Origin of the sequence: Aquabacterium sp. A3, from assembly GCF_038069945.1 — a bacterium.
Taxonomy (GTDB): Bacteria; Pseudomonadota; Gammaproteobacteria; order Burkholderiales; family Burkholderiaceae_C; genus Aquabacterium.
On record NZ_JBBPEV010000001.1, the window covers coordinates 749,059 to 768,020 of the forward strand.

The 18,962-nt window shown below is 63.9% G+C and carries 17 protein-coding genes; 7 read left to right on the forward strand and 10 right to left on the reverse strand.

Going from position 1 to position 18,962, the window contains the following annotated elements:
• Nucleotides 1-4: 4 nt before the first annotated feature.
• The 7 genes from narH (at nt 5) to WNB94_RS03290 (ending at nt 6,487) form a co-directional block, all read left to right on the forward strand.
• Nucleotides 5-1,528 carry a nitrate reductase subunit beta gene (gene narH / locus WNB94_RS03260; protein WP_341388365.1) on the forward strand — a complete coding sequence of 508 codons (1,524 nt, stop codon included), beginning with the start codon at nt 5-7 and terminating at the stop codon, nt 1,526-1,528.
• A 3-nt stretch (nt 1,529-1,531) separates the two neighbouring features.
• Nucleotides 1,532-2,263, forward strand: coding sequence for a nitrate reductase molybdenum cofactor assembly chaperone (gene narJ, locus WNB94_RS03265; protein WP_341388367.1), 732 nt, complete (start codon nt 1,532-1,534; stop codon nt 2,261-2,263).
• A complete protein-coding gene (narI, locus tag WNB94_RS03270; RefSeq protein ID WP_341388368.1) occupies nt 2,260-2,961 on the forward strand; it encodes a respiratory nitrate reductase subunit gamma in 702 nt (233 codons plus the stop codon). The genes narJ and narI overlap by 4 nt, the downstream gene beginning before the upstream one ends.
• A 29-nt stretch (nt 2,962-2,990) precedes the next feature.
• Nucleotides 2,991-3,773, forward strand: coding sequence for a peptidylprolyl isomerase (locus WNB94_RS03275; RefSeq protein WP_341388370.1), 783 nt, complete (start codon nt 2,991-2,993; stop codon nt 3,771-3,773).
• A gap of 22 nt (nt 3,774-3,795) precedes the next feature.
• On the forward strand, nt 3,796-4,491 hold the full coding sequence (locus tag WNB94_RS03280) for a carbonic anhydrase (RefSeq protein ID WP_341388371.1): 696 nt from the start codon (nt 3,796-3,798) through the stop codon (nt 4,489-4,491).
• Nucleotides 4,492-4,568: 77 nt separating this feature from the next.
• The gene (locus tag WNB94_RS03285; RefSeq protein ID WP_341388373.1) at nt 4,569-5,276 is read left to right on the forward strand and encodes a Crp/Fnr family transcriptional regulator; all 708 of its coding nucleotides are present in this window, start codon (nt 4,569-4,571) and stop codon (nt 5,274-5,276) included.
• Nucleotides 5,273-6,487 carry an NnrS family protein gene (locus WNB94_RS03290; protein ID WP_341388374.1) on the forward strand — a complete coding sequence of 405 codons (1,215 nt, stop codon included), beginning with the start codon at nt 5,273-5,275 and terminating at the stop codon, nt 6,485-6,487. Before WNB94_RS03285 ends, WNB94_RS03290 begins: the two co-directional genes overlap by 4 nt.
• Here WNB94_RS03290 and ubiT read toward each other — a convergent pair.
• The 10 genes from ubiT to WNB94_RS03340 all read right to left on the reverse strand — a co-directional run bounded on the left by ubiT (nt 6,458) and on the right by WNB94_RS03340 (nt 18,631).
• Entirely contained in the window at nt 6,458-6,943 is a 486-nt protein-coding gene (gene ubiT / locus WNB94_RS03295) for a ubiquinone anaerobic biosynthesis accessory factor UbiT (protein WP_341388375.1), read from the reverse strand. The two genes, WNB94_RS03290 and ubiT, sit on opposite strands and share 30 nt — an antisense overlap.
• Entirely contained in the window at nt 6,940-7,848 is a 909-nt protein-coding gene (locus WNB94_RS03300) for a U32 family peptidase (protein ID WP_341388377.1), read from the reverse strand. The genes ubiT and WNB94_RS03300 overlap by 4 nt, the downstream gene beginning before the upstream one ends.
• Before the next feature lie 14 nt (nt 7,849-7,862).
• Complete coding sequence (gene ubiU / locus WNB94_RS03305) at nt 7,863-8,876, reverse strand: ubiquinone anaerobic biosynthesis protein UbiU (RefSeq protein WP_341388378.1); 1,014 nt, start codon at nt 8,874-8,876, stop codon at nt 7,863-7,865.
• A gap of 84 nt (nt 8,877-8,960) precedes the next feature.
• The gene (locus WNB94_RS03310; protein WP_341389929.1) at nt 8,961-10,505 is read right to left on the reverse strand and encodes a TolC family protein; all 1,545 of its coding nucleotides are present in this window, start codon (nt 10,503-10,505) and stop codon (nt 8,961-8,963) included.
• Nucleotides 10,506-10,561: 56 nt separating this feature from the next.
• Nucleotides 10,562-11,689, reverse strand: a complete 1,128-nt coding sequence (locus WNB94_RS03315) for an ABC transporter permease (protein ID WP_341388379.1) — start codon at nt 11,687-11,689, stop codon at nt 10,562-10,564.
• 1 nt (nt 11,690) lies between these two features.
• Nucleotides 11,691-14,441 (reverse strand): ribosome-associated ATPase/putative transporter RbbA, encoded by a 2,751-nt coding sequence (gene rbbA / locus WNB94_RS03320; RefSeq protein ID WP_341388381.1) that lies wholly within the window; start codon nt 14,439-14,441, stop codon nt 11,691-11,693.
• Between the two features lie 10 nt (nt 14,442-14,451).
• Nucleotides 14,452-15,471: an HlyD family secretion protein gene (locus WNB94_RS03325; protein WP_341388383.1), complete on the reverse strand. Its 1,020-nt coding sequence runs from the start codon at nt 15,469-15,471 to the stop codon at nt 14,452-14,454.
• Nucleotides 15,472-15,677: 206 nt separating this feature from the next.
• On the reverse strand, nt 15,678-16,439 hold the full coding sequence (locus WNB94_RS03330; RefSeq protein ID WP_341388385.1) for an anaerobic ribonucleoside-triphosphate reductase activating protein: 762 nt from the start codon (nt 16,437-16,439) through the stop codon (nt 15,678-15,680).
• On the reverse strand, nt 16,381-16,581 hold the full coding sequence (gene nrdD, locus WNB94_RS03335) for an anaerobic ribonucleoside-triphosphate reductase (protein ID WP_341388388.1): 201 nt from the start codon (nt 16,579-16,581) through the stop codon (nt 16,381-16,383). The genes WNB94_RS03330 and nrdD overlap by 59 nt, the downstream gene beginning before the upstream one ends.
• A 10-nt stretch (nt 16,582-16,591) precedes the next feature.
• Nucleotides 16,592-18,631, reverse strand: a complete 2,040-nt coding sequence (locus WNB94_RS03340; RefSeq protein WP_341388389.1) for a ribonucleoside triphosphate reductase — start codon at nt 18,629-18,631, stop codon at nt 16,592-16,594.
• Nucleotides 18,632-18,962: the final 331 nt, after the last annotated feature.

Sequence of the window (18,962 nt, forward strand, 5' to 3'; positions counted from 1 at the left end):
CAACATGAAAGTTCGCGCACAGATTGGCATGGTCCTCAACCTGGACAAGTGCATCGGTTGCCACACCTGCTCGGTGACCTGTAAAAACGTCTGGACCAACCGACCCGGCGTTGAGTACGCCTGGTTCAACAACGTCGAGACCAAGCCTGGCATCGGTTACCCCAAGGAATGGGAGAACCAGGCAAAGTGGAAAGGTGGCTGGATTCGCAAGCCGGATGGCACGATCCAGCCTCGGCAGGGTGGCAAGCTCAGCCTGCTGATGAAGATCTTCGCCAACCCCAACCTGCCGCAGATCGACGACTACTACGAGCCCTTCACCTTCGACTACGACCACCTGCAGTCGGCGCCAAAGACCAAGGCGGCCCCCACGGCCCGCCCGCGCAGCCTGATCACGGGCAAGCGCATGGAGAAGATCGAATGGGGGCCGAACTGGGAGGAAATCCTGGGTGGCGAGTTCAGCAAGCGCAGCAAGGATGCGAACTTCGAAGATGTTCAAAAGGACATCTACGGTCAGTTCGAAAACACCTTCATGATGTACCTGCCTCGCCTGTGCGAGCACTGCCTGAACCCGGCGTGCGTGGCATCGTGCCCCTCGGGCTCGATCTACAAGCGCGAGGAAGATGGCATCGTGCTGATCGACCAGGACAAGTGCCGCGGCTGGCGCATGTGCGTCAGCGGCTGCCCGTACAAGAAGATCTACTACAACTGGCAGAGCGGCAAGGCTGAGAAGTGCATCTTCTGCTACCCGCGCATCGAGGCGGGTCAGCCGACGGTGTGCTCTGAGACCTGTGTGGGTCGCATCCGCTACCTGGGCGTGCTGCTGTACGACGCCGACCGGATTGAACAAGCCGCCAGCGTCGAGCATGACCGCGATCTGTATCAGGCCCAGCTGGACATCTTCCTGGATCCGAATGATCCGAAGGTGATCGAGCAGGCCCGCGCCGATGGCGTGCCAGAAGCATGGCTGACCGCCGCCCGCAACAGCCCCGTCTACAAGATGGCCGTGGACTGGAAGGTGGCCCTGCCGCTGCACCCGGAATACCGCACGCTGCCCATGGTCTGGTATGTGCCGCCACTGTCGCCCATCCAGGCAGCTGCCCACGCGGGCCATGTGGGCACCAACGGCGAAATCCCGGACGTGAACCAGTTGCGCATTCCGCTGAAGTACCTGGCCAACCTGATGACGGCTGGCGACGTGGCCCCCGTGTCACGTGCGCTGGAACGCATGCTGGCCATGCGCGCCTACATGCGGGGCAAGCACGTGGACGGCAGCCCCAACATGAGGGCCATCGAACAGGTGGGCCTCACCCCCGCGTTGGTGGAAGACATGTACCACATCATGGGCATTGCCAACTACGAAGACCGCTTCGTGATCCCGACGGCACACCGCGAGTACGCGGAAGACGCCTTTGATCTTCGTGGCGGATGCGGCTTCTCGTTCGGTAATGGCTGCTCGGACGGTCAAACCGAGGCCAGCCTGTTTGGTGCCAAGAAGAAGCGCACCATCCCCATCAAGTCGGAGATCTGAGCCATGAGCAGTGTTCTGAGTTACGTCAGGGCGCTGGGCATCCAGCCCACGCCCACCCTGTCACTGCGGGGGCTGGCTCGCCTGCTGGCCTACCCGGACCAAGCCTTGCGCGAGCACGCCCATGAGGTGCTGCAAGCCATCCGCAACGAAGGTCAAGTGGGTGCTGAGCGCCTTGCTGGTCTGGAGCGCCTGGTCTCACAACTGACCCGCACGGAAGCGTTCGAGATCGAATCAGACTACGTCGAGCTTTTCGATCGGGGTCGCGCCACGTCGCTGCACCTGTTTGAGCACGTGCACGGTGATTCGCGCGATCGCGGGCAGGCCATGGTCGATCTGGTCCAGACCTACGAACAGGCTGGCCTCAAACTCAACCCCGACAACGGGGGCGAGTTGCCCGACTATCTGCCGCTGGTGCTGGAGTTCGTCTCCACCCAGCCCGCCGAGCAAGCTCGCGAGTTCACGGGTGAGTTCGCTCACATCCTGAACGCGCTGTACGCCGCCCTGCTGAAGCGTCGCAGCCTGTACGCCCACGTTCCGGCCGCCTTGCTGGAGCTGATGGGACACCCCATCGAACCCACTGAGGTGCCGGAAGACGAGGCCCTTGACGACGCCTGGAGCGAGCCCCCGGCCTTTGACGGCTGCTCCACCCGTGGTCAGCAGCGGGCTGACCAACCCCAACCCATCCACATCGTGCGCACGAACAAGGCCGCACCCACACGAGGAGCGACATCATGAGCCTCACCCATCAGTTCTTCTTCGGCATCTACCCCTACATCGTCATGGTGGTCTTCCTGCTGGGCAGCCTGGTTCGGTTTGACCGCGATCAGTACACCTGGCGCAGTGAATCCAGCCAGATGCTGTCCACCGGCATGCTTCGAGCTGGATCGAACCTGTTCCACCTGGGCATCATCGGCCTGTTCTTCGGCCACTTCTTCGGCATGCTGACGCCGGCCGATCTGGTGCATGCACTGGGCATCACCGCCGCGCAAAAGCAGATGTTGGCTGTGGTGGCCGGCGGCATCCTGGGGGTGGTCTGTCTGATCGGCTTGCTGCTGCTGATCACCCGTCGCCTGGGTAATGAGCGTGTGCGCGCCACCAGCAAGCCCCGGGATTTTCTGGTGCTGTTCTGGATCCTGGGCACCCTGCTGCTGGGCTTGTCGACCGTGCCTCTGTCACTGGAGCACCGTGATGGCGAAACCATGCTCAAGCTGATGGCCTGGGCGCAACACATCGTCACCTTCCGCAGCGGCGCCGCCAGCCTGATCGCCGACGTATCCCTGCTGTTCAAGGTTCACATGGTGGCGGGCATGACGCTGTTCATCATCTTCCCGTTCACTCGCCTGGTGCACGTGTGGAGCGGCTTCGCATCGGTCGGCTACGTGATCCGCCCCTGGCAAGTCGTGCGCAGCCGCCGTACTGGCCTGCCCCGTTGAGTCAGCCCACCGCGCAGACAGGAGTTTTCATGTCCGAGACCATCACACACACCGTCTTGCGCGTGGGGGATGACATCCTCCACCCGCATCCGGAGCAACTGACCGAGGCCGAGCGTCGTCAGGTGGCCAGTCTGGCGCTGTTGCGCCTGGCAGCCATCGAGGCGGGGCTGCTGTCGGCCGACGATCCTCCACCCCAGGATGGCGTCATGAGCGAGGCCGCCGCCGATGCCATCGATCAATGGCTGGAGCTGTCCATCCAGGTGCCTGATCCTGATGAGCAGGCCTGCCGTCGCTACCACGCTGCTCATCGTGCGAAGTACTCGCAGGGCGAGCGGGTTCGCGCCCGACACATTCTGTTTGCGGTCACAGACGGCGTGGACATCCAGGCCCTTCGCCAACGTGCAGAACAGGTGTTGATTGCCGTGCGCGCCGATCCCGACAGCTTTGCCGAACAGGCACGCACACAGTCGAACTGCCCCAGCGGTGAACAGGGTGGTGAACTGGGCTGGCTGGATGCCGCAGACTGCGCACCGGAATTCGCCCGCGAATTGTTCGGTCAGGACGAATCGCAAGCCCACATTGGCGTGCTGCCACGCCTGGTGCACAGCCGATTCGGCCTGCATGTGGTGGAGGTACAAGAGCGCATTGCTGGCGACATGCAGCCCTTTGATGCGGTCCGTGAAGCGGTGGCTCAAACACTGCGTCAGCAAACCTTCACCACGGCGGTCAAGCAGGCTTGCAGCCTGCTCGCAGCCCGTCACGAGGTGGAAGGGGCTGACATCGATGCAGCGGCATCGCCGCTGCTACAGTGAGCAACGATCGTGAGCCCAGGCCATGGATGAGCTACTCCAACGTTTGCGTCAGTTTCACGATGACTACTTCCCGCAGTACGAGTCACGATTCAGGAACCTGGTTCATGACGGCCAACACCCGACCACGCTGTTCGTCGGCTGCTCTGACTCTCGGCTGGTTCCGTACCTGCTGACTGGCAGCGGCCCTGGCGAGCTCTTCATCGTGCGTAACGTGGGCGCCCTGGTGCCCCCTTATGACGGCCTACATGGCCTTCACGGCACGGCAGCCGCCATTGAATTCGCCATGTTGAATCTCAAGGTGTCACGCATTGTGGTGTGCGGACACTCCCACTGTGGCGCCATGAAGGCGCTGTATGAGGAGGTGCCAGCCGCCGCCAAGAATCTCAAAGGCTGGCTGGACATGGCGCGCGAGGCCACATTGCCTGTGCAGGTGAGTGACGAAGCGCTCAGACGCACAGAGCAACGAGCAGTGGTCTTGCAACTAGAGCGCCTCATGGATTACCCGATGGTGCGTGAACGTGTAGAGAAGCGAGAGGTGACCCTGCACGGTTGGCACTATGTGATCGAAGACGGAGAAGTGCACGTCTTTGACGTGCGATCCGGCGGCTTCTTGCCAGCCTCACGAGTTGATCACAGCGGCACAGGCCCCTACAAGGAGAGCGAGGAATCCAGCGAAGCGATCTTCAATGAGATCGATGCACGCTGGTCTCGCCAATAAGCTGCTCGACGCTTGCTCAGGATCAAAGCCCTCTTGCCAACGTGTTTCCAGACTGCACACACCACCCATTGGAGACCATGATGCAGACCTTTGTTGAACGCATGAGCGCCCGACTGAAAGAGAACCCTGTGTTCTCCGGTCTGGATCCACTCCGCGCCGAGCACCTGATCAAGCACAGCCTGATTCGTCGACTGCCGCGGGGTGAGGTCCTGTTCGAGGCAGGCGCGCGTTGTGAAGGTCTGCACGCCGTGCTGGACGGCATGCTGAAGGTGTATGCCCGTGATGGTCAAAGCCACGAAAAGGTGATCGATCTGATCGGACGTGGCCAGACCCTGCCAGGCACGCAGCCCACGGGAGATACGCAGCACACCCACCATGCACGCACCCTGGCAACATCGACGGTGCTGGTGGTGCCCTATACGCTGCTGCGCAATGAACTGTGCACCGATGTGGGCATGGCGCAGCGACTGCTGGATGACACCAGCCGGCACCTGCGTCGCATGATGCGAGAGCTGGAAGCCACGACCTTGCGGTCTGCACGGCAACGAGCATCCCAGTTCCTGCTGCGCCAGCCGGCCTTGGCACTGGACGATGGTGGTTATGGCCATGACCACTCGGTGGTGGTATCACTGCCGGTCAGCAAGGGTACGGTGGCATCTCTGCTGTCCATCACACCCGAGCACTTCTCGCGCATCCTTCGCGAGTTGCAGGACAAGGGCCTCATCGAGATGCAGCAACGCACGATCCGCATCATGGATCCGGAGCGGCTGGCAGCCTGCGAATGAACTCTTGGCGGTTGTTGTGGTCCGCTCCACATCGACTGGCCTTCTTTCTGGGCAGCGTCAATCTCATGCTGCTGGCCACCTGGTGGGTCATGGTGCATGCCGGGACACGCTGGACGACGGGCTTGCCCAGCGTGCCGCCTCACTCGGTTCACGCGTTGCTGCTCAGTGGCGGATTCATGCCGCTGTTCATCGCAGGCTTTGTGTTCACCACCCTGCCGCGATGGCTGGCCATTCACCCTGTGTCGATGGGCAGACTGGTGCCGGGCATCTGCGCCATGGCCGTGGGCTGGTGGGGGGCGTTGGTGGCCCTGATGTGGCCCAGCCCACCGACGACTGCGCCTGCGGGCGGTTTCACGGCAGCCGTGGGCGTGGTGCTGCTGGGCTGGCTCCGTTTGGCGTGGCATCACGGACGTGCAGCATGGCGCAGCAAGGCCCCCGATCAAGGACACACCTGGCTCATCCTCGTGGCATGGCTTGCGGGGGCCGGCGGTCTGGCGATGGCCATGCTGGAGCCTTGGTGGCCTGGGCAAGGCTGCCTGCAGGCGGGAGTCATGCTCATCCTGTGGGCCTGTCTGGCCCCGATCTTCCTGACGGCCCTGCACCGCATGATCCCGTATCTGTCGATGTGGCCTTGGTCGTGGCCAGCGCGTCAACATCCCCATGCCTTACTGTGGCTGGTCTTGCCGGCCCTGGCGATGCACGCTGGCCAGCGTGTGATGGCCGCACTGAGTGTGGAGCCTTGGCGGGCGTGGCAAATGCTTCACACGGGGAGCACCCTGGTGGCGGGGCTGGCTTTGGTGGGGATGGCCTGCCGCTGGCGCCGCGTACAGAACCTGCAACAGCGCATGCTGTCCATGCTGTGCCTGGGCTGTTTCTGGATGGGGTTGGCCCTGTGGCTGTCGCTGGCACAGGATGGACGCCCCGCTCACCACGCCATGGCACTGGGCGCCATGGGCTCACTGATGCTGGCGATGGTCACCCGCGTGAGTTGCACCCATGGCGGTCAGCCTGTGGTGGCTGACCAATGGGTGTGGTGGAGCTTTCTGTCCTTGCAGCTCGTGGTGGTGCTGCGACTGGCCGCTGGGTGGATGTCGGCGCTCCTGGCCACGCCACTCATGCAAATCGCCTTGATGGCCTGGTCTCTGATCATGATCGGCTGGGCCTGGCGGCTGATGGGTTGGTCACTGCGCGCCCGTCATCCAGCTCGATGAGCGCGGCCCGCTCGTCCGACCAGGAGGATGCCATGGACGCCAGTCGATCGGCCCGAGGGCGTCCAGCGTATTCTTTAACAGCAAGCCATAGGCCGTGTCACCCTCCATCACCAGGCGACGGTCGAAGAACAAGGTATCCGGATCTTCATCGCCCTGCATCAGAGCCATGAAGTGCCGAGCCTGCGCTTGAATGCGCAGGGTGTGCGTGCTCGACACGGGCGCTGCCGAGATCCCTCGCGCGCCCGCCACCAGTCGGACACACAGCCCCAGATCGGTGACGACCACCTCCACCGTGCCGCCGGACAACTGCACCTGCACATCTGGCGGCACCAAGGGCCACCACCGCTCCGTCAGGGCGCGGGCCGCCAACTGAGCCAGGGGCCACGTGGGCAAGCGGCGGAAGACCGGGGCACCGCAGGCCAGGGCCTGCCAGAGTGCGTCTTGATGTCGCATCATGCGTAGAGACTCCATTGCATACCGGGTGTTCGGTGGCGCAGATAGCCATTGGCCAGAACCCCGGGCAGCGCCAGAGTGCGCAGGCCCTGTACCGCGTCTTCAGCGGAGCACTCCCCCGCGAGGGCGCGCTGATGCCAACCGATCACCTCGAAGAAATCCCTGGAGCAAGGCGACAGCCTCAGGCTGTTCACCCCGGCCTCCCGAATGGCGGGCAGGTCTCCCAGCCAGGACTGCACCGCTGCAGACTGTGTCTGGATGCCATTGATGGCCAGAAACGGCTCACCCTCTTGCGACAGCATGGTCAGGCCGTCGGGATCGTTCTGGCAGATGAATCCGCAGTGATCCTTCTGCACCCCATGGTGGCGCGCCGTGAAGCACCGAGCGGACAAGGCCAGCGGCAAGCGCCCAAAGGCGCAGACTTCGCCCTCCAGGCCCTCAGGGCCCACGCGAAGGACGTGGGCGATGGTGTCCAAGTCCAGTTCGACGGGCGGCACCCACGCCACCGCCCCCATGGCACGGTACTCCCGCAAGGCATCGACGCTGTAGACATTCACGTGCAGACCAATGCGCCAGGGGCGGCCGCTTTTCCAGGCCAGGTAGACCGCCGCTGCATCGTTGGCTTCCAGGCCCAGATCGTCCTGCTCGGCCCAGTGCCGCACCGCGCGTAACTCGGCCTCGGTTTCGATCAAGGCCAGGGTGCCCATCCACACGCGCTTGCCCGCCTGACGCAACTCGCGCCCCAAGGCCAGCCAGTCGGTGGTCTTCAGATCGCGGCGGCGAGAGCACACCACCTCACCCAACACCACCTGCTGCACGGGCTGGTCGGCCAGATCAGCATAGAAGCGCAGCAGGGTTTCTCGTGGCCAGTGGTATTGCACCGGCCCCACGGTCAGATCCATGGTCATGCCATTCTCCAGGTTCATTGCCAGGGCCGGCTGAGCGCCCCAAGGGTGGTCTGCCGCCCCTCGGACAAGCGGGCCAGGGTGTCATGCCACTGGGCGTTCGGTGCCCAGTCAGACGTTGTCGGGCTGAGGCGATCAATGGCCTGCCGCCACACCCGCGTAACCTGTTCGATGTACGCCGCGCTGCGCTGTCTCCCTTCGATCTTGATGGCCCGCACCCCCGCTCGCCATAAATCGGGCAACACGTCCAGGGTGTTGAGGCTGGTGGGTTCCTCCAGCGCGTGATCGACCTGGCCCGCCACCTCGAAGCGCCCCTTGCAAAGGGTGGGATACGCTCGCGACTCATCGGGCGCATATCGATCAATGAGCACACCACCCAGCCGAGCGTTCACCACCCCCTGCTGTTCATCCCAACGCACGGCCTCGGCCGGGGAACACACCCCGGCGTTGTTGGGTGAGCACCCGGTGGCATAAGACGAGAGCGCGCAGCGCCCTTCGACCATGACACACAGGCTGCCAAAGCCAAACACTTCGATCTCGACGGGTGTGTTGCGCACCACATGCGCCACCTGCGGCAGTGTCAGCACGCGCGGCAGTACCGCACGCTGGATGCCATAGCGCTCATGGTAGAGCGCGATGGCCGCGTGGTTGGTGGCAGACGCCTGAACCGACAGGTGTCGCCTCAGATCAGGATGCACCCGGCACGCATAGGCCAGTACCGCCGCGTCGGCGGCGATCAAGGCATCGACCCCAGCTTGCGCGGCAGCGTCAACCGCCCTGAACCACGGTGCGGGATCGGTGGCATGCGCAAAGGTATTCAACGCCATCAAGACCTTGCGCCCGTGGCGATGGGCGCGGGCCACGGCATCAGCCACTTCGCGGGGTGTGAAGTTCAGGCCCGCAAAGTTGCGCGCATTGGTGGGGTCACGCAAACCCAGGTAAACAGCGTCGGCCCCGGCCTCCAGGGCCTTGTCGAAGGCTCGGGGCGAGCCGGCTGGGCAGACCAGCTCCGGCTTGGAAAAATCATTCATGTGGGGTGCTCAGGTGATTACAACGGCCCCGCGAATGTAGACACCTGATACGAGCGTGGTTTTGCGACGCATCAACCCACGGACTCACAAACCACGGACCTCCTCGCCAGATGGCAAGGGCTCCACACGCTCCTTGGCGGCCTCGACCTGCGGCTCTTCAGCCCGCCAGCCGCCGCCCAAGGCTTTGTACAGCTGCACGGTGTAGAGCAGGTGATCGGTATCCGCCCTCACGCGCTCGTCTTCGCGCTCGAACGCCTTGACCCGAGCCTCCAGCGCAGGCTGCAGCAGATCCTGCCCCCGCATGAACAAGGCCTCACGCTGGTCGGCCACACGCCGGGCCAGCTCGGCGGTGCGCACCAGATGCCGATGCTGACTGTCGAAGGCTTTCTTGGCCACATAAGCATTTTCAACGTCCTCCAATGCCGACAGGATGGCCTTCTCGTACTCCACGGCCAATCCATCCAGCTGCGCCTGATTCGCCGCGATGTTGGCGCGGATGCGCCCCCCATGGAAGATGGGTAAACGCACGCCCACGCCGATACGCTGCAGCGAGAAGCCCCCGCTGTCGGCATCATCCGGATAGGCCCGCCCGATCACGGAACTCAAGCCCAGATAGAACTTGGGAAAGAGCTCGGACTTGGCTGCACCCAGCTTACTGGCCTGCGCACGCAGCTTGTAGGCGGCGCCTCGTACATCAGGCCGTCGCTCCAGAACCTGACCGGGCAAACGCGGGGGCAAAGGGGGTGCCACCAACGACTTGGCACTCACGGGCAATACCTGGATGGATTGAGGGGTACGGCCCGTGAGCACGGCCAGCCGCTTCAGATGCCGATGCAACAGGGCCTGCAAGGGCTCTTTCTTGGACTGTGCGTGCAGCCACTCGATCTCGGCACGATCCACATCGGAGGACGTGGCCTGCCCGGCATTGAATCGCCCTTGTGCGTAGGCCTTCAAACGGGTAGCCACCCCAATGGCCTCATCCAGCAAGGCCATCCGCTGCATGGCGGCGCGGGCTTCGATGTAGTTGCTGGCAATGTCACCCGCCACCAGCAATCGAGCCCCATGGACTTGCTCCTGGGCGCCCAGCACCAGACTGGCCACCATGTCGGATTGCGCCCTCAGCCCACCGAACACATCCAGCTCCCAGGCCATGACGACCCCATGACTGCGGGCGTTCCCCCAGGGGATGTTGGCCGAAGGCAGATCACCCGTCTGAATCGGAATGGGCAGCGGCAAGGGGCCTGGCAGACTCAGCCCCGCTGCGCTGGGCGTGGTGGCATCCTGCTTGCCACGGGACACGCTGGCACCGGCCTCCACCGCCGGTTGACGGGTGGAGTCGGCCACATCCAGGTAGGCGCGCGCCTCAGCCAGGCGGGCCAGGGCAATGCGTACATCGCTGTTGTGCCGCAGCCCTGCTTCGACCAGTTCGCTCAAGGCGGGGTCGCCAAACCCCTTCCACCAGCGAGCGATGTCGATGGCGGGATCGCCCGATGTGGGCTCACCCACAGCGTCAAACTGACCAGGTACGGCAAAACTGACCGGAGGCACATCAACCTGGATGGTGGTGCAGCCCCCGAGGGCCAGCAGGGCGGCCGCCATGGCCACACGCGACAAGGTGGAGGGAATCATGGACACGGTACACCTCATGAAAGAATGAGCACAAGATCAGGTCGTGCCGGCAGGGATCACCCCTGACGCGCCAACATCACACGGAAGCGAAGCAAGGCCACCCCCAGAAAGGCTCCTCCAATGAGGAGCATGGTGAGCATTTGCGGCCACACGATGCCCAGACCGGCGCCGCGATACAGCACCCCCTGAGCCAACAAGGTGTAGTGGGTGGACGGGGACAGCTGCATGGCGTATTGCAACCACTGCGGCATGTTCTCGCGCGGCGTGGCCGAGCCCGACAGCAAATACATGATCACGAAGACCGGCACGGCCAAGAGGCCGAACTGCGGCATGGACGAGGCCATGGTGGCCAGCAGGATGCCCAGTGCGGTCAGTGAAAAAAGGTAGAGCGCCGTACCGGACAGGAACAGTGTGGCCGAGCCTGCTGGCGGCACCGCCAACAGGCCTTGCACCACCAACTGCAAGGACAGTCCCACCGCCAGCAGGATGACCAGACCGTTGGCCAGGATCTTGGCCATGGCGATCTCGCTGGGCCGCACGGGCATGACCAGCAAGTGCTCGATGGTGCCGCGCTCGCGCTCACGGATGACCGCCGCGCCCACCAGCACGACTGACAGCACGGTCACGTTGTTGATCAACTGCATGACCGAGGTGAACCATGACGAGGTATGGTTGGGGTTGAACTGCACATGCACCACCGGCCTGGTGGGCAGGCGCGCATCGATGCCGTCAACCCTCAGGTGGGCCAGCGTTTCGCGCAGGATGATCTCGTCCAGGTAGGCATTGCCCAGGCGGCCCTGCGCCATGGCCGTGGCATCCATGTGGATCTGGATGGCGGGCGAGCGGTAGCCGTGCACATCCGCCTCGAAGTGCTCGGGGATGTCCACCACAAACAGGAATCGGCCCGTCTCAAGCCCCCGCATGGCCTCCTCTTCCTGAACCATGACGGGTGACTGAAACAGAGGGGGACGGATCGCGTCGCGCAAGCGAACCGACAGGGAAGATTGATCCCGATCGATGACCCCGACCCCGACATGGTTGACGTCGGTCTTGGTGCCCACGGCCACCACGTACACCGCCACCGTGAAGGACACGAGGATGGCGGCCATCATCGTGACATCCTTGAGCACACAGCGCAGCTCTTTGAGCCCCAGGTGCCAGACGTTGTAGAACCACAAGGCCATGTCAGCGCTCCTGCTTTCGAACCAGTGATCGGGCCAGTGCCACATAGAGCACCCCAAAGCCCAGCAGCGCTGCGGTGGATGTCCACAGCGCGGGCCAGGACAACGGCCACCCCTTGGTGATGGTGCCCAGGCTGATCTGCTGGAACCACGAGGCCGGGAAGAACTGGGCCAGCGCGCTGTTGAGTCCCTCCAGGGTGGAGGTGGGGCTGAGCAGCCCCGCAAAGCTGGTGGTGATGATCACGCACAAGATGGCCGTCAGAAACTGTGCCGCCACTTGGGTCTGCACGAAGGATGACACCAGCATGCCCATGCCCGTGATGGCCACGGCGTAGGCCAGGGCCCCGATGGCCAGGCCCAGCAGACTGCCCTGCACCCACACGTCGAACACCAACGTCAGCACCAGCACCAAGGTCAGAAAGCTGAGGAAGGTGAGCGCGATGTAGGGCAGTTGCTTGCCCACCAGAAACTCGCTGATGGTGCCGGGGGCCGAGTACAGGTTGGTGATGGTGCCCATCTCTTTTTCTCGCACCACCCCCAACGCGGTCAACATGGCCGGCACCAGGGTCATGGCCAGCATCAGCACCCCCGGCGCGAAAGTGTGGATGCTGCGGTAATCCTGGTTGAAGGACAGCCGCGGCTCGGTGCGCACCGGCAAGGCCGGAATCTCCGCCCCGGGAATTGCCCGCGCATACGCCAAGGCATGCGACAACGCCACGGCCCTGGCGCTGTTGGCGATGTGGTTGGCACGCACCAGATCGGCGCCATCCACATAGAACGCCACCTCAGGCTGGCGCATGCCCACCAGATCGCGACCAAAGCCTGGGGGAATGTCGATGACCAGCCAGGTGTGCCCGCTCTTCAAGGTGGCATCGATGTCATCGACATGGTGCAGAGGGGCCTGCTGATCGAAGTAAGTCGAGCCATCAAAGTGGGCGATCAGCCCGCGGCTTTCGCTGCTCTGGTCTCGGTCCAGCACGGCATAAGCAATGCGGTCCACGTCAAAACTCAGCCCCCAGGATCCGGCGCACAGCAGGATGAGCGGCCCCAGGAATGCGAAGGTCAGCCGGATGGTGTCATGACGCAACTCCATGGCCTCTCGCCGGGCGAAGGCCCACATGCGGGCCCACCAGGCGGCCAGGCCGGTCGGCGCTGTCCAGCCCGCTGCATCGCCCGGCACGATGCCCGGAGAAGTGTCCATCGGGTCGTGCGTGGTATCAGGTTTGGGCACATGCGTGAGCTCGGCATCGGCCTCCAGGTAGTCGATGAAGGCCTGCTCCAGCGTTTCGCAACCCTGCGCCTCACACAGAGCCTGCGGGGCGCCCACCGCCAACACCCGGCCATGGTGCATCAAGGAGATGCGGTCGCAGCGCTGCGCCTCGTTCATGAAGTGGGTGGACACAAAGAGGGTCACCCCCTCCTCACGCGACAGACGAATCAGGTGTCGCCAGAACATGTCGCGGGCCGCCGGGTCCACCCCGGAGGTGGGTTCGTCCAGGATCAGCACAGCCGGCTTGTGCAGGCAGGCGGCGGCCAGCTGCAGCCGCTGGCGAATCCCCAGCGACAGGTCGGCCGGGGCCTTGTCAACGTGCCGGCTGAGTTCGAACACCTGCAGCGCACGGTCGATCTCGGCGTCGGCGGTGCGCGGATCCATGCGGTACAAGCGCGCGTGCAGCACCAGGTTCTGCCGTACCGACAGCTCTTCATACAAGGAGAAGGCCTGCGACATGTACCCGATGTTCAATCGGTTGGTCAGGTCGCCCGCATTGACAGGGCGGCCCAGGAGGCTGGCCTGTCCTTCAGTGATGTCCAGCAAGCCCGTCAGCATCTTCATGGTGGTGGTCTTGCCACAACCGTTGGAGCCAAGGAAGCCAAAGATCTCGCCTTGCTCAATGCGGAAGTTGACGTCATGCACGGCCGTGAAGTCACCAAACCGGCGCGTCAGGCCATGGGCCTCCATGGCCGGTGGACCGTCCCGGTGAGGCAGCGGAGGGATGACCAGGGGCTCACCATCGCCCTGCCCGGCCAGCTTCACGTACGCATCCTCCAGCGTGGCTGCGCGGGTCTGCATCATCACGTCGATGGTCGGGGCGTTGACCAGCACCCTGCCATCCGCCATGGCGATGAGGTGCTCGAATCGCTCAGCCTCTTCCATGTAAGCCGTGGCCACCAGCACCGTCATGTGTGGGCGCTGCACACGCAGCCCCTCCACCAGGGCCCAGAACTGCCGACGTGAGAGCGGATCCACCCCCGTCGTGGGCTCATCCAGAATGAGCAGATCGGGGTTGTGCACCAGCGCGCTGCACAGCGCCACCTTCTGCTTCATGCCGCCCGAGAGCTTGCCGGCTGGGCGTTCGGGGAAGGGATCCAGCCCTGTCGCCACCAGCAGGCTGCGAATGCGGGCATCACGCTCGGCTTCGGGTACACCAAACAGCCGTGCGGCGAAGTCGATGTTGTCATACACGGACAGCGAACGGTACAGCGCCCGGCCCAGCCCCTGCGGCATGAAGGCCACTCGGGGCAGCAGCGCCTGGCGGGCATCGGCTTTCTGCACATCGGTGCCCAGCACCGTGACACGGCCACTTTGCAATCGCTTGACACCGGCGATCAGGCCCAGCAAGGTAGATTTGCCCACCCCATCGGGTCCGACCAGCCCGATGGTCCGCCCCTGCGGCAGATTCAGACTGACGCCATCCAGTGCAAGCACCGCGCCGTAGCGGTGGGTCACTGCCTCGATCTGCACCGCGTACGACATGGTGAGTCCTTCACTTCAGGGCCAGGAACTCATCACGCTGTTCGGACCAGGCTGAATCAGCCGGTGCAACGCTGGTGCGCACCACACCCATGCCCGTCAAACCGCCCTTGAGCAAGGCTGCATGCTGCAAGGCCACGGACTCGGGCAGGGCCAGCTTGACGCGGTAGCTCAGCTTGTCGCGCTCTTTCTGGGTCTCGACGTGCTTGGGCGTGAACTGTGCATCCGAGGCCACAAAGGCCACCTTCGCAGGCAGCGGCACATCCGGAGCGGCATCCAGCACGATGCGGGCCTCATCGCCAATGCGCAACTGACCGGCGATCGCCGACGGCACAAAGATCGTCATGTGCACCTGGCTCACGTCCAGCAGCGTGGCCACACGACCGCCAGCAGGAATGACCGAACTGGGCTCGACCACCCGGTGCTCGATGCGCCCATCCATGGGTGCGCGCAAGGTGTGATCGGCGATCGCCTGGCGCAAACGCAAGATACCGGCCTCGGCTTCCTCCTTGGCAGCGCGGGCCTCACCCACAGCCGAGGTGGCGATGGAAATGCCCGCGCGCTCACCATCGCGTTGGGCCTGCCGCTTTTGCAACTCCGACTGAGAGATGAGGCCGTCATGATGCAGGTCGCTGGCGTTGTCGAGTTCCAGTTGCGCCACGCGGGCCTTGATCGACTGCACCTGCACCTCACCTTGGGCCCGACCCATGGCCTGAATGGCCCGCTGGCGCATGGCCTGCACGCCAGCCAGTTGCCCCTCCAGGTCGGTGGTGTCCATGCGGGCGATCACGTCGCCAGCCTTGATGCTTTGGCCTTCCTGTACCTCAACGGTGACCACCTTGCCCGGGAACTTGGTGGCGATCTCCACGCGCTGCACTTCCAGGCGACCATTGCCCTTGAAGAGCTGGTGCGCGGGGGTGCTGCTACCCAGGATGGCCCAGGTTCCCCAGGCGGCCGACACAGCCAGGGCCGAGACCCCAACCCCCAGGATGAAGCCTTTGTAGCGGCCCAGCTTTGCAGTCAGGTTGTTCATGGCAACGATCTCCTCGTCAAGTGACCAGCTCGCATTCACGCACTGGTGCATGGGTCATGCATGGGGTCATTGTTGGTGGGGAAATAGATCTGACATTGAGCGTCGTCAAACTCAAGTCGAGCCAAGTGACTCTCCCCCCGATTGAGCGGGAATCGCTCTGGACAGGGCTCGCGCCGCTTTGATCCAGGTTGGATCGGGGTGCGCCCTCAGCGCACCCACACGGCTGGCCCCACCCGCCGCAATTGCGCCACCAACTCGTCAGGCGGCGTGCGAATGACCGAGCCCAGGCCCGCCTGAGTGGCTGGCGTGGGCCGGTAAGGCTGAAGCACCCACTGCCGCGCCCCAAGCACCTTGAGGTGGCGCGCCAAACGAAGCAAGGCGGCATCACTGATCAAATCCGGATGCCAAGTGGTTCTGAACTCGCAGGGTTTGCCGCTGTTCAAGACCAACGACAGGCTGGTGCGCACAGGATCCCCGCTGCGGGGCACGGCCGTGACGGCCTTGTAGTCTTCGAACTCGGTCTTGATGTCCAGGGCCACCCAATCCACCAGGGGCAGGCACTCTGCCAGCCGATCAGGGTAGAGCCCCGCTGTGTGCAGCCCCACGCGGAACCCCATGTCCCGCACCTGCTGGATGGCCGGTATCAGGGCGCGATCCAGTGTGGGCTCTCCGCCCGAGAACACCACGCCGTCCAGCAGGCCCCGACGGACCTGCAAGGTCTGCAGCACCCGCTGCCACACCTGAGGGTGGTGGTCCCCACGGGGCTGCAAGGCCGGGTTGTGGCAGTAGTGGCAGCGCCAGGGGCAGCCCTGCACGAACACCACCGCCACCAGCTGATCAGGCCAGTCCACCGTGCTCATGGGCACGAAGCCCCCCACCTCCAGGTCGGCGGTGGGGATGGCCGCTGCGTCAGGCGACGCAGGGCTCGGCGGTGGCGCGCTCGGGCTCAAGGAAGTAGCGTCGCTCATGGAACTCGCCTTTCTTGCCGACATTGAATGAAGCCATCGGGCGGTGGTAGCCCATCACACGGGTCCAGATTTCGCAACGCTGGCGCTCGTGCTCGGCCAGCACGGCATGTGGGGTGTCGGGGGTGAAGTTCGTGGTGTTCATGGTGCCTCCTTCAGGCGGGGTTGGGAAGAGCTTGGCGCGCGCGACGGGCCAGAGCCTCTTCGTCGCAGCGCGGGCAGAACGCGTGCTCGCCGGCCAGATAGCCGTGGGTCGGGCAGATCGAAAACGTGGGCGTGACCGTGATGTAGGGAAGGCGGAAACGCCCCAGCGCACGCCGCACCAGGTTTTTGCACGCCTGCACCGACGACACCTGCTCGCCCAGGTACAGGTGCAGCACCGTGCCGCCGGTGTACTTCATCTGCAGCGGCTCTTGACGGGCCAGCGCGTCGAACGGGTCATCGCAGAAGCCCACAGGCAACTGTGATGAGTTGGTGTAGTACGGCTCGTGATCGCTGCCAGCCTGCAAGATGCCGGGGAACCGGGCACGGTCTTCTTTGGCGAAGCGGTAGGTGGTGCCCTCGGCCGGGGTGGCCTCCAGGTTGTAGAGGTGCCCTGTACGCTCCTGCATCTCGGTGATCCGGGAACGGATGTGGTCCAGGTAGCGCAGCGCAAAATCATGCCCCCAGGGGGTCGTGATGTCTTCCAGATCACCCGTGAAGTTGCGGATCATCTCGTTGATGCCGTTCACGCCGATGGTCGAGAAATGGTTGCGCAAGGTCCCCAGGTACCGCTTGGTGTAAGGGAACAAGCCTGCATCCATGTGGCCCTGAATCACCTTGCGTTTGATCTCCAGACTCTGGCACGCCAGGTTCATCAGGTGATCGGTGCGCGCCAGCAGGGCCACCTCATCACCGGCATGCAGATAACCCAGCCGAGCGCAGTTCAGCGTGACCACGCCCAGCGAGCCCGTTTGCTCGGCCGAGCCGAAGAGGCCGTTGCCCCGCTTGAGCAGCTCGCGCAGATCCAGTTGCAGCCGACAGCACATCGAGCGGATCATGTGCGGCTGCAACTCTGAGTTCACGAAGTTCTGGAAGTACGGCAGGCCGTACTTGGCCGTCATCTCAAACAAGGCCTCGGTGTTGGGGTGCTCCCAGTCGAAGTCCTTGGTGATGTTGTAGGTCGGGATCGGGAAAGTAAAGGCCCGGCCACGCGCGTCGCCTGCCATCATCACGTCGATGTAGGCGCGGTTGATCATATCCATCTCGGCTTGCAGGTCGCCATAGGCAAAGGGCATCTCGACGCCACCGATGACGGGCACCTGCTCGCGCAGATCCTCAGGGCAGACCCAGTCGAAGGTGAGGTTGGTGAAGGGAGTTTGCGTGCCCCAGCGCGAAGGCACATTGAGGTTGTAGATCAGCTCTTGCAGGCACTGGCGCACCTGCTCGTAAGGCAAGCCATCCTTGCGGATATAGGGTGCCAGGTAGGTGTCGAAGGAGCTGAAGGCCTGCGCCCCCGCCCACTCGTTCTGCAGCGTGCCCAAGAAGTTGACGATCTGCCCCACGGCAGACGACAGGTGTTTGGGTGGCCCTGCCTCCACCTTGCCCGGCACGCCGTTGAGGCCCTCGTGCAGCAGCGTGCGCAGCGACCAGCCCGCGCAGTAGCCTGAGAGCATGTCGAGGTCATGGATATGGAAGTCGGCATCGCGGTGCGCCTGCCCGACCTGCTGCGGGTAGACATGGCTGAGCCAGTAGTTGGCGATCACCTTGCCCGACACATTGAGGATGAGCCCACCCAGGGAATAGCCCTGGTTGGCGTTTGCGTGGATACGCCAGTCCTGACGGTACAGATATTCGTTGACCGAGCGCTCAACATCGACCGCAGTGCGGCGGTCTTCGCGCAGCGCGCGGTGCTGCTCGCGATAGACGATGTAGGCGCGCGCGGCCTGGGTGTGACCCGCATCGATCAGCACCTGCTCGACCACGTCTTGGATCTGCTCAACAGTAGGAACGCGCTCGCTGAGTCGTTGGATGACGGTATCGGTCAGTCGCCAAGCTTCATCAACATCAAAAGACTTCGTGGCATCACCCGCCGCGGCCATGGCCCGCGCGATACGCTCTGGCTTAAAGCCAGCCGTGCCGCCGTTTCGTTTGAAGACAGCCACAGGCGTGGCACGGTGGGCATTGGCGGCTGGCTGGCTGTCGCTGGTATGCATGCGGTCTCCACACATTCAGTGGCTGGCGTAAGTACCAGACACCAAGGCCAGTGTTTCGGCATGCTGCTGAGAGGGTTTTGACGGGGGTCAAGTGGGCAGTGGCTTGTGTTGGCGGACGAGAGTGGTCCGCCACGACTCGGAATAGACTCCCCGCCTCAGGCTGATCTGAGACGTTCGCACTCTTCGTACGCCTTCATCGCACGCATGCGCTCGCGGTGTTCGTTACGCTCCTGTTCCGTCATGAACGCCCAGCCTGGGATGTAGCCCGAACCTCAGCGCAGCGCCGTGACCACTGCCGGTGCCCATACCCATGCCGGGCGCACTGGCGACC